Origin of the sequence: Ferruginibacter sp. (assembly GCF_014377975.1) — a bacterium.
In the GTDB taxonomy this organism is placed as follows: domain Bacteria; phylum Bacteroidota; class Bacteroidia; order Chitinophagales; family Chitinophagaceae; genus Ferruginibacter.
In genome coordinates this window covers 1-10,829 of sequence record NZ_JACMOO010000243.1, presented here as the reverse complement: position 1 = coordinate 10,829, position 10,829 = coordinate 1, and the positions used below count along the sequence as shown (strand labels likewise).

Below are 10,829 nucleotides of genomic sequence, written 5' to 3'. Positions count from 1 at the left end.
TCTTTAACAGGCATACCCATTAAAACTTTTAAACCACCGTAGCCGTTTGCAATACTATTCAGGGCTTTTAATTTTTCAGTTTCAATATTAGCTATCTGCACGGTTAATTTATCTATATCTAATTTTTCAGCAAAACCGTTTTTATATATTTCCCTTGTATCATGATCCAGTTTTTGTAATCTTGTAATATTGGCATTCAGCAAGTCAATCTGCGTTTTACTAACAACCAGCTGGTAGTATATTTTGTAAATATTCGCTTTTATATTTTCCTGCGTTACTTCAGCGGTTTTTTCCCTTGCGTCAATGCTTGTTTTACGAGCCTGTAATCCAACAAATACCTGCCCGTCAAAAAGTACCTGGTTAAGCGATACGCCGCCGCTGGCAGAGTATTTTGTTCCAAATTTTATAGGTATAAAAGTGCCTGCAGGTGCTCCAAAAAATTGACCGGGCAAAAGAGAAGTAGGGATATTTAAATAATCAGTAAGTGCGCCGGTAGCCTTTATATCAGGGAAGGCAGCAGAGGTTATATCCCTGTTGGATTGTTGTTGTATCAATACATCCAGCAAAGCATTTTTTACCTGTACTGCGTTTTTTAATCCATAGTCTACCGCCTGTTTTACCGAAAATTGATTTACTTGCTGGGCTATTAAAATATTGCCTGTTAAAAACAGTACAACAGTCATTATCAGTGTTGTTTTTTTCATTTTACTTCTTTGCATTGTTACTTTTATTAATTCGCTCTTGTTGGTATTTTACAATCATTTTATATCCTTTGGCTGAAGCCATTCCAAAAAGGAAATGAATCACAAATTCTTCTTCAATTTCCGCCATATTGTATTTCATCGTTGACTGAAATCCTACGTCAAATGGCATCATAATGGTTTCAACCCTGAACCGGGCAATGATGTCAACATTCATTTCTGTACGGTACAATTCCTCACGAATGCCGCGGATAATATTATCGCGGATTACATTATAGAGGTAGTCGTTTTTATGTTTGTGAAATTTTTGAAAAGCCCGGGGAAAGTATTTGTGCATGTCAAAAATAAGTGAAGGATTCATCGTACTAAACATTTCAACCACTTTATCCATGGCCATAAATATTTCATGGATCGCATTTTTAGAATGTAACCGGTCGTAATCGCAAATACCTTCATTTTTTTTAAACTCCGCATCTACCACTGCATCTACCAGTTCATCCTTATCGGCAAAGTACTGGTAAATTGTTTTTTTACTCATGCCAAGGTTGTTGGCAATATCATCCATACTCACACTGCGCAAACCATACTGCATAAAAAGTTCATGCGCTTTTTGCTGTATCCGTAAACCTGTTTCTATATCTGCCATAATGAAATGCAAAACTATGGAAACTTTTTGTGTAACTTAAGTTTCCATCATCTTTTTTTACCATTCATAACAATTTCTTGTTTTTAGCAAAGGCATTGCAATAAAGTATCTTTGTTTTTTAAAATACTTTTGTATGCAACAACCCTTCACTTATAAACGGCTACTGCAGTATTTTTTGCAGGGTTTATTGATATTGGCTCCCATTGCCATTACCTTTTGGACTATTGCCGCGGTATTTGGTTTTATAGACGGCATCTTACCCAATTTAATTCATAGCATTGTTCCCCGTATTATGGAAGATGCGCAGGGAAATATAAAACGTATTCCCGGAGTAGGATTTGTGCTGGTAATTTCGCTTGTGTTGCTGGTGGGCTATGTTTCTTCGTCGTACATCTTTACAAAAATTGTGGAAGTGTTTGACGGGGTGCTGGAGAAGACACCAGGAATAAAGTTTGTTTATTCTACCCTAAAAGATTTTTTTGAAGCCTTTGCCGGTGAGAAAAAAAAATTTACCAACAATGTACTGGCCAACGTAGATGACAACGATGTGTGGCGCATTGGTTTTATAACGCAAGATGATATGAGGGAATTTGGGTTTAAAGATTATGTGGCTGTATATATTCCAATGGCCTATTCTGTGGCGGGTAATCTATATATTATTCCCAAAAGCCGGGTGAAACCGATCACAAACATTAGCGCTGCACAAAGTATGAAATTTGCGGTAAGCGGTGGCGTTACCCAGGTGATAGAACCATTGGGCAAAGATGTTTTTACACATACAAAATAAAAATCAGTAACCATACTTTTGTCCATTACAATGAAGTGTATCTTTTTATTTATTAGTTGTTGTTTTATCAGTAGCAAATGTTTTTGCTGGGGGTTTTATGCGCATCAAAAAATAAATTATTACGCCGTATTTTTATTGCCACCACAAATGATGGTATTGTACAAACCCAATATCAGCTTTATCAGCGAACATGCGGTTGATCCGGATAAACGCCGGTATGCAGTGGCAGAGGAAGGTGCCCGTCATTTTATCGACATTGATCATTACGGAATCTATCCTTATACTTCCTTGCCACGTAAATGGAAAGAGGCAATTATCAAATTTGGTGAAGATTCTTTACGTGAATATGGCATTGTGCCCTGGCACATACAAACCATGTTATCCAGGCTCACAAACGCTTTCAAAGAAAAAAATTTTAGTAAAATCATGAAGAACAGCGCAGAGCTGGGCCATTATATAGCCGACTCACATGTGCCACTGCACGCCAACAGCAACCACAACGGGCAATACACCAACCAACGCGGCATACATGGTTTTTGGGAAAGCAGGGTGCCTGAGTTGCTGGCAGAAAAAGAGTTTGATTTTTTTATAGGGAAGGCTGCATATATCGCCAACCCATTGGAATTTGCCTGGGCCAGGGTGTTGGAAAGTGCCAAAGCTGCTGACTCTGTTTTACATGTTGAAAAAGAATTGACCATGCAGTTTGATGCCGATAAAAAATATGCATTTGAAAACCGCAATGGTGTATTGATCCGGCAATATTCTTCTGCCTTTACCATTGCCTTTAATAAGAAACTGGAAGGTATGATAGAACGAAGAATGCGGCAATCCATTTTTGCCGTGGCGTCTTTTTGGTACACGGCATGGGTAAATGCCGGGCAGCCGGATTTAACTGCGCTATCAAAAAAACAGTTTTCAGCGGATGATATGAAGGCATTTGATGAATTAAATACTCAATGGCGTTCGGGCAGCAAAATGATTGGTAAACACGACGAATAAATACAGATGGTTAATGGCTGTTTTTTTGTAGCTGATGTTTCTGATGAGAGTGTGCGGAATGGGAGTTTCCATTTTTTTAAAAACTTTTTTATCAAGCTACGATTGCCTTTTGTAGAAATTTTCTGTCAAACTGGGCTATACCGGATCCTGGTACTAAGAAACTTCGTTATCTAAGTAAATCCACCACCCAAAATTCGCCATATAAAATTTTTGCGGTGTAACAAATAAATTTTTCTTCCTGCCTCATTCGTTATTTTTGCAAACTATTTAAAGAAAGCAACAGCATGGTACACAATTTTAACGCAGGCCCTTCCATATTACCTAAAGAAGTTTTTGAGCAGGCATCTGAAGCAGTATTGAATTATCAAAACAGCGGGTTATCTATTTTAGAAATAGGTCACCGTACATCCACATTTCAGGCGGTGATGGATGAGGCCAGGGCTTTGGTAAAAGAACTGATGCAGCTGGATGCGGATAGGGAAGTGTTGTTTCTGCATGGGGGTGCCTCTACACAATTTATGCAGGTGCCCATGAATTTATTAGATGATAAAGAAACCGCAGCGTATTCCGATACCGGTGTGTGGGGTATTAAAGCCATTAAAGAAGCAAAGTTATTTGGTAAGGTAGAAGTAGTATGTACCGGTAAAGAAAGCAATTATACCATCATACCAAAAGATTTTGCAGTACCCAATGATGCCAAATACTTTCACATCACCACCAATAATACTATTTACGGAAGTCAATGGCAGAAGATTCCTAAAACAAGTATTCCCTTGATAGGGGATATGAGCAGTGATATTTTTAGCAGGGTAATTGATTTTAATGCCTTTGATTTAATTTATGCCGGCGCACAAAAAAATATGGGACCGGCAGGAGTAAATTTACTGGTTGTAAATCCAGCTATTTTAGGCAAGGTGAAGCGTGCCATTCCTTCTATAATGGATTACCGCAACCATATTAAAGAAGGCAGCATGTTTAATACACCGCCTGTGTTTGCGGTATTTGTTTGTATGCTCACACTTCGCTGGCTAAAGGCGCTGGGTGGGGTACCTGCCATAGAAAAATTAAATGATGCCAAAGCAACTTTATTATACCACGAAATTGATAACAACCCTTTATTTACCGGCACCGTTGCCAAAGAAGACAGAAGCAAAATGAATGCTTGTTTTGTAATGAATAATCCTTCTCTGGAAGAAACCTTTTTAAATTTTACCAAACAAAAAAATATTGTTGGCATTAAAGGACACAGGCTGGTAGGTGGTTTCAGGGCTTCTTTATACAATGCATTGCCCATCAGCAGTGTAGAAATACTGGTACAGGCCATGAAAGAATTTACCTTGCTGCATGCCTGAAAAATATTGCTAATTAATACCAAGATAACTATTGCACATGATTACTATTAGTCCCTTTAAAGCTTTAAGACCCCAGGCCGAACACGCAAAACAAGTGGCTAGCCGCCCTTACGATGTACTCAACAGCAAGGAAGCAAAAATTGAAGCACAGGGTAATCCCTTTAGCTTTTTACACATTACCAAAAGTGAGATTGATTTGCCGGATGATACGGACAGTCACTCGCAGCAGGTATATGACAAGGCAAAAAATAATCTGGGTGCTTTTATCAGCCGTAATATTTTGTTCAGGGAAAGCAAGCCCTGCTATTACATTTACCAGTTGATTATGCAGGGTAAAAGCCAGACAGGTTTGGTATGCGGCAGCAGTGTGGATGATTATGAAAATGATCTCATAAAAAAACATGAATTTACAAGGCCTGAAAAAGAGCAGGACAGGATCAGTCATATTAAAACAACCGGCGCACAAACAGGCAATGTTTTTTTAGCGTATAAAAATGTAGCTGAAATTGATAACATCATCAGCGACTGGAAAATCAACAAAAATCCGGTGTATGATTTAATGGCAGATGATGGTATACAACATACTATCTGGATTATTAATGACAATGACACCATTAGTAAAATAACCAATATTTTTAAAACACAGGTTCCCTGTACCTACATTGCAGATGGTCATCACCGGGCAGCTTCCGCAGCCAAAGTACGTGCGGCGTTGGGTGAAAATGCACCTGCTGGCGCAGCCATTTTTTTAACAACTTTATTTCCTGCCAGCGAGTTAATGATAATGGATTATAACAGGCTGGTAAAGGATTTAAACGGTTTAAGTACAGATGAATTACTAACCAGGGCGGCAGAAAAATTTACCATTGAAAAAGTTATGCAGGCGTTTTCTCCGTCATCATTACACCAGTTTGGTTTGTACACAGGCAACCAATGGTACTGCTTAACTACTAAAGAAAATACCTTTACTACTGATCCTATAGGCATTTTAGATGTCACCATTTTACAGGACAACTTTTTTGATCCTATTCTTAACATTAAAGACCAAAGAACAGATGTACGCATTGATTTTGTTGGCGGAATACGCGGCCTGCGTGAATTGGAAAAAAGGGTTGATAGCGGCGAAATGGCAATGGCTGTTAGTTTACATCCAGTAAGTATTGAGCAGTTATTTGACATAGCGGATAGTGGAAATGTAATGCCTCCAAAAAGCACCTGGTTTGAACCCAAGCTCAGAGATGGTTTACTAACTAATTTGATTCATGATATTGTTTAAACCAAAGTAGTGATTTTATCATTAAAATATTTGTAGGTATAAAAAAATTGGCTTTTAGTAAGCAATTCTGATTGCCTGCCTTTAATTTTTCATAGTATTTTTAATCAATGAAACGGATAAAGACGACTTTAATTTTAATGACTTGTTTTTTGCAGAGTGGTTTTGCACAAACTGCCGAAGAACTGCAAACTACTGCCAAATCATTTATGCAGCAGGGCGACTATACCAATGCAGTTTTGGTATTAAACAGGGCTATACAAATGGAGCCCAAAAATATTGAGATCACCAAAAATCTTGCCATGGGATATTATCTTCAAAAAGATAATAACAAAGCGCTTGAACTGATTAAGCCAACGCTGGACAGAGAGGATGCTGATGACCAGTGTTACCAGATAGCTGGGATTATTTACCAGCAGCTTGATATGGTAAAAGACTGCGAGAAATCATACCGAAAAGGAATTAAAAGATTTCCGGTAAGCGGTCCTTTATACAACGAACTGGGTGAATTATTGTACAGCCAAAAAGATTATACGGCAATTAAATTTTGGGAAAAAGGAATTGAACTTGACCCTGACTATTCTAAAAACTATTACAATGCCTGCAAGTATTATTATTTAACGGGCACCGATAAAGTATGGAGTATTTTGTATGGAGAAATTTTTGTGAATATGGAGCCTTTGAGTGCCAATGCACCTGAAGTAAAATCGATTATGATAGAAAGTTATAAAAAGCTTTTTATGGATACCAATATTGCAAAAGATATCAATGATAAGAATAAATTTTCTTTTACCGCTGCATTTATACAAACGATGAATAAGGAATCTGGTGCTGTTTCTACAGGCATAAACCCGGAGTCGCTTACGATGATAAGAACCCGTTTTATTTTAGATTGGGGAAAAGATTATGAACTAAAATTTCCTTTCCGTTTATTTGAGTTGCAGAAACAATTGTTGCAGGAAGGTATGTTTGATTCCTATAGCCAATGGCTGTTTGGGGCTGCACAAAACCTTGCTGCTTTTCAAAACTGGACCATAGCGCATGCTGCCGAATACAATAACTTCACTCGTTTTCAAAAAGGCCGTACCTTCAAAATACCTGCTGCTCAGTACTACCGGTATTAATCACCTATAGTTAAATTTTGTTTTGTATTTAATCCCATTATACAAATGAAGTGGTTAATAAATTTTAGCTATCTTAGTTTTCTATAAAACTTTGGCGATAGAACAACGGGATAAAGAACGTTGACAACAAAAAATAGTATTTTAATTTACAGCCAACGGTTAACGATTTGCTTATGATGAACGAACAGTCAAGAATATTTGATTTTTTGCAATACCAGTTTGATAATTTCCCCAAAGAGGATATGCTGGCCGGAAAAGAAAACGGCATCTGGAAGTTATATAGTACCGCAGAAGTAAAAAGCCTGGCAGATCGGTTAAGTGTTGGCTTGCTTAGCCTGGGCATAGGCGGCCATGACATGACAATTGAAAACCAGGATAAAATTGCATTGGTTAGTAAAAACAGACCGGAGTGGCTGATACTTGACCTGGCTTGTCAGCAGATTGGTGCAGCACTTTGCCCTATTTATCCAACCACTACTGTAAACGAACTGGAATTTATTTTTAACGATGCTGCTGTAAAATTGGCTTTTATAAGTGGAGAAGAAATATGGGCAAAAGTTACCAGTATACGCAGCAGGGTGCCTTCTTTACAAAATATTTATTGCTTTGATGAACTTGCCGGAGCGAATTACTGGAAAAAAATACTTGCTTCACAGGAGGACGTCAATACTTCACTTTTGGAGGAAATAAAAAGATCCATGCTGGCTCAACATTGCGCCACTATTATTTATACTTCCGGTACAACAGGTACACCTAAAGGGGTTATGTTAAGTCACCGAAACATAGTCAGCAATGTATTAAATTCTAAAAAAAGTTTTCCTTTTGAAGATAATATTACATCAAAAGCGTTAAGCTTTTTACCGCTCAATCATATTTTTGAAAGGATGGTTTCCTACATCTACATTGCCAGTGGCATTTCTATTTATTATGCCGAAAGCCTTGATACTATTGCAGAAAATCTGAAAGAAGTTCAACCCAATTTATTTTGTACCGTACCACGTTTACTGGAAAAAGTATATGAGAAAATTATGACAAAGGGTGCCGGACTTTCGGGGATAAAAAGAAAGTTATTTGACTGGGCTGTTGTACTTGGCAATGAATATGATAACAGAAAGAATAGGGGCATTTGGTATAATATGCAGTTGGCCCTGGCCAATAAATTAATATTTAGCAAGTGGAGAGAGGGGCTCGGTAATAAATTGGATTTTATTATAACCGGTGGCGCAGCTTGCCAGGTAAGGTTAATCAGAATTTTTACGGCAGCAAAAATTCCGATTTATGAGGGATATGGGCCTACTGAAAACAGTCCGGTAATTAGTGTTAATTGTCTGTATAAAAATGGTACAAAATTCGGTACAGTGGGACCTGTAATACAGGGCCAGGAAGTTAAACTGGAAGCAGATGGAGAAATATGCGTTAAGGGGCCAAGCGTAATGATGGGCTATTATAAGCGCCCCGATTTAACTGCTGAAACCATTATTGATGGCTGGTTGCATACGGGGGATATCGGTGTATTTGAAGAAGAAAGATTTTTAAAAATAACGGATCGAAAAAAAGAACTTTTTAAAACCAGTGGTGGTAAATATGTTGCGCCGCAGCCTATTGAAAATAAGATGAAGGAATCGCCCTTTGTAGAACAGATGATGATAGTGGGAGCGGAGCAAAAATTTGTAGGAGCCCTGATAGTTCCGTCAATGCCTAATCTTAAAGAATGGATGCGTCAGCAGGATATACCCTTTACCACCAATGAAGCTGTGATTCATCATCCCAGGGTGCTGGAATTATACCGTAAACTGATTGACAGTTTCAATGAATTTTTTAATCATGTAGAACAGGTAAAAAGATTTGAATTGTTACCCAATGAATGGACTATTGACAGTGGGGAACTTACACCTACATTGAAGCTTAAACGCAAAGTGATTATGGAAAAATATAAAGATGCTATTAAAAGAATTTACAATTAATTCATCGTATTATCATTTGCTGATCTGCATTCATCATTTACCTTTTTTCTCTTCCTAAAAGAATGCCGATTTTTAAATTGAAACTAAAATAAGCATCGTTGTTTTTGGGATTACCTCTTATTTGACCGCCAATGGGATTAATAGGATATTTTGGATCAGGAAACCGGCGGTCGTTTAGCGCCAGGGCATCCGCCAATTGGTTTCCATTAAAATATTTCGAAAATAAAGAAGGATCAACATATCGTGTACTCAAATCGTCCAGGTAATCAGTTGTCAAAATCCGATACATAAATTCGGCCCTTAAGTTAAAAACAGAAGACAATTCATATTTCATACCAATACCAACCGGAAAATTTATTTGTTGTAATTTGTAAGGTTTTCTGTTGGGATATTCTGCAAAGCCCTGCCCTTCTGTGCTAAGGGGTTGCAAATCTACTGTTCTTCCATCTAATACGGTTTGCGGATTAAATGAAAAATAGCCAACACCCGCAAGCAGGTAGGGTGAAAGTACCGGCGGTTCATCATCCCTGCTGGCCCAGTTAATAAAAAGAAAAATCGGATAAAATTCAGCTACAAGCGATACCTCAGATATCCTGGAACTAAAACTTAAATTGCGGTTATATCTGGGCGTTGTTTCCTGTACATTTTTTAAAATACTGTCGTAAGCTTTTATATGTCCGAAACTTCCTTCCAGCCTTAAACCTACCGCTTCTTTATACATGGCAGTGAAATAAACACTTCCGTTTAACTGATTATTACCAAGATTTAAATCTTTTACAAAGCGCTTGCCCAGCCCTTTTTTACCACCTACGTCAGTCAGGCAATTCATGGCTCCAAGGGAACCGCCAAACTCAAACATCAGGTCTGTATTGAAATAATTATTATCGTAAAAATAATACTGGGCAAATACCTTTTGTAAAGGCATTAAAAATAAAATTAAAGCAGCAGATAGAATTGTGATTTTTTTCATTCAACTATAAGGGTGATATATAAATCTAATTATTATTTTTTAATAAAAAAATTAGTGTTAGTGATAAACGGTTTTAACGATGCTATATTTTATGTTTTATATTATTTTTATAATATTTGCAAACAGGATTTAATCCGCAAATTGTGCATTTAGGGCTTCTTGCAGTGCAAATATATCGCCCATGCAAGATAAGCCAATGATGGGCTGTAAAAATATGGCTTTCCGGAAAGTATTTTATCAATTGTTTTTCCGCAGCAAATGGTGTTTTGGCATTTGTTGTTAATCCCAGCCTGGCACTTACTCTAAACACATGTGTATCTACCGCCATATTGGGCTGGTGGTCAATTACAGAAGTGATTACGTTGGCTGTTTTTCTTCCTACACCGGGTAACAGCATTAGTTCATCAACCGTCATGGGTACCTTACCAGCAAATTTTTCTACCAGCATGGCGGCCATACCAATCAGGTGTTTGGTTTTATTGTTTGGATAAGAAATGCTTCGGATCAGCGGAAATACTTCATCAAAGGTTGCTGAGGCAAGATATTCAGCCGTAGGGTACTTTTTAAAAATAGCCGGGGTTGTAATATTTACCCTTTTATCCGTGCATTGTGCAGAAAGAATTACCGATACCAGCAACTGAAAAGGATTATCGTATAATAACTCCGTTGCTGCGTCTGGTGCATGAATGGTAAAATAATCAATTACAAACTGATATCGCTGCTGTTTGGTCATAAAAAAAAGTCCCGTATTGTACGGGACGAAAATTATATTAAAAAATCAGTAGAATTAAAACTCCGTATCCGCATGAATAATAGATTTTTCGGCGTAGGCCAAAATATTGTCAATCACGTTTTTTCGGGGAGAAAGAGTGACTTTCTCAAGGCTTTTTTGAGCAGACAAAATTTCCTCGTATTGCTCACGAAGAGTCCAGTCTGCTTCAAGTGCAACCTTAATAGCTGCCGATTTTTGTGTAGAAGTCTCATTGTAAACATACTGAATGAGATCCTCAGGT

11 protein-coding genes are annotated in these 10,829 nt (G+C 37.7%); 6 read left to right on the top strand and 5 right to left on the bottom strand.

Features of this window, described 5'->3' with window-relative positions; translation table 11 throughout:
• Positions 1 to 704, bottom strand: a 704-nt coding sequence (locus tag H7254_RS12825; RefSeq protein WP_301933345.1) for a TolC family protein, incomplete at its 3' end; no start/stop codon positions are given.
• A gap of 1 nt (position 705) precedes the next feature.
• Positions 706 to 1,347, bottom strand: coding sequence for a TetR/AcrR family transcriptional regulator (locus H7254_RS12820; RefSeq protein WP_301933344.1), 642 nt, complete (start codon positions 1,345 to 1,347; stop codon positions 706 to 708).
• Between the two features lie 133 nt (positions 1,348 to 1,480).
• On the opposite strand from H7254_RS12820, the gene H7254_RS12815 reads away from it, so the two are divergent.
• From H7254_RS12815 to H7254_RS12790, 6 genes are all read left to right on the top strand, one after another.
• Positions 1,481 to 2,134 carry a DUF502 domain-containing protein gene (locus H7254_RS12815; RefSeq protein ID WP_301933343.1) on the top strand — a complete coding sequence of 218 codons (654 nt, stop codon included), beginning with the start codon at positions 1,481 to 1,483 and terminating at the stop codon, positions 2,132 to 2,134.
• Between the two features lie 147 nt (positions 2,135 to 2,281).
• Complete coding sequence (locus H7254_RS12810) at positions 2,282 to 3,133, top strand: zinc dependent phospholipase C family protein (protein ID WP_301933342.1); 852 nt, start codon at positions 2,282 to 2,284, stop codon at positions 3,131 to 3,133.
• Positions 3,134 to 3,417: 284 nt separating this feature from the next.
• Positions 3,418 to 4,485, top strand: coding sequence for a 3-phosphoserine/phosphohydroxythreonine transaminase (gene serC / locus H7254_RS12805; RefSeq protein WP_301933341.1), 1,068 nt, complete (start codon positions 3,418 to 3,420; stop codon positions 4,483 to 4,485).
• Between the two features lie 37 nt (positions 4,486 to 4,522).
• Positions 4,523 to 5,761 carry a DUF1015 domain-containing protein gene (locus tag H7254_RS12800; protein WP_301933340.1) on the top strand — a complete coding sequence of 413 codons (1,239 nt, stop codon included), beginning with the start codon at positions 4,523 to 4,525 and terminating at the stop codon, positions 5,759 to 5,761.
• A 107-nt stretch (positions 5,762 to 5,868) separates the two neighbouring features.
• A complete protein-coding gene (locus H7254_RS12795; RefSeq protein WP_301933339.1) occupies positions 5,869 to 6,882 on the top strand; it encodes a lipopolysaccharide assembly protein LapB in 1,014 nt (337 codons plus the stop codon).
• Positions 6,883 to 7,055: 173 nt separating this feature from the next.
• Positions 7,056 to 8,846, top strand: coding sequence for a long-chain fatty acid--CoA ligase (locus H7254_RS12790; RefSeq protein WP_301933338.1), 1,791 nt, complete (start codon positions 7,056 to 7,058; stop codon positions 8,844 to 8,846).
• A 37-nt stretch (positions 8,847 to 8,883) separates the two neighbouring features.
• On the opposite strand, the gene H7254_RS12785 is transcribed toward H7254_RS12790, so the two are convergent.
• The 3 genes from H7254_RS12785 to H7254_RS12775 form a co-directional block, all read right to left on the bottom strand.
• Positions 8,884 to 9,816, bottom strand: a complete 933-nt coding sequence (locus tag H7254_RS12785; protein ID WP_301933337.1) for a hypothetical protein — start codon at positions 9,814 to 9,816, stop codon at positions 8,884 to 8,886.
• A gap of 82 nt (positions 9,817 to 9,898) precedes the next feature.
• Entirely contained in the window at positions 9,899 to 10,549 is a 651-nt protein-coding gene (gene nth, locus H7254_RS12780) for an endonuclease III (RefSeq protein WP_301933336.1), read from the bottom strand.
• A gap of 54 nt (positions 10,550 to 10,603) precedes the next feature.
• Positions 10,604 to 10,829: hypothetical protein (locus tag H7254_RS12775; protein ID WP_301933335.1), on the bottom strand; the 226-nt coding region annotated here is incomplete at its 5' end.

Coding starts and splice junctions, on each gene's coding strand:
- H7254_RS12820 (WP_301933344.1), bottom strand. CDS start 1,347: ATGGCAGATATAGAAACAGGTTTACGGATACAGCAAAAAGCGCATGAA.
- H7254_RS12815 (WP_301933343.1), top strand. CDS start 1,481: ATGCAACAACCCTTCACTTATAAACGGCTACTGCAGTATTTTTTGCAG.
- H7254_RS12810 (WP_301933342.1), top strand. CDS start 2,282: ATGATGGTATTGTACAAACCCAATATCAGCTTTATCAGCGAACATGCG.
- serC (WP_301933341.1), top strand. CDS start 3,418: ATGGTACACAATTTTAACGCAGGCCCTTCCATATTACCTAAAGAAGTT.
- H7254_RS12800 (WP_301933340.1), top strand. CDS start 4,523: ATGATTACTATTAGTCCCTTTAAAGCTTTAAGACCCCAGGCCGAACAC.
- H7254_RS12795 (WP_301933339.1), top strand. CDS start 5,869: ATGAAACGGATAAAGACGACTTTAATTTTAATGACTTGTTTTTTGCAG.
- H7254_RS12790 (WP_301933338.1), top strand. CDS start 7,056: ATGATGAACGAACAGTCAAGAATATTTGATTTTTTGCAATACCAGTTT.
- H7254_RS12785 (WP_301933337.1), bottom strand. CDS start 9,816: ATGAAAAAAATCACAATTCTATCTGCTGCTTTAATTTTATTTTTAATG.
- nth (WP_301933336.1), bottom strand. CDS start 10,549: ATGACCAAACAGCAGCGATATCAGTTTGTAATTGATTATTTTACCATT.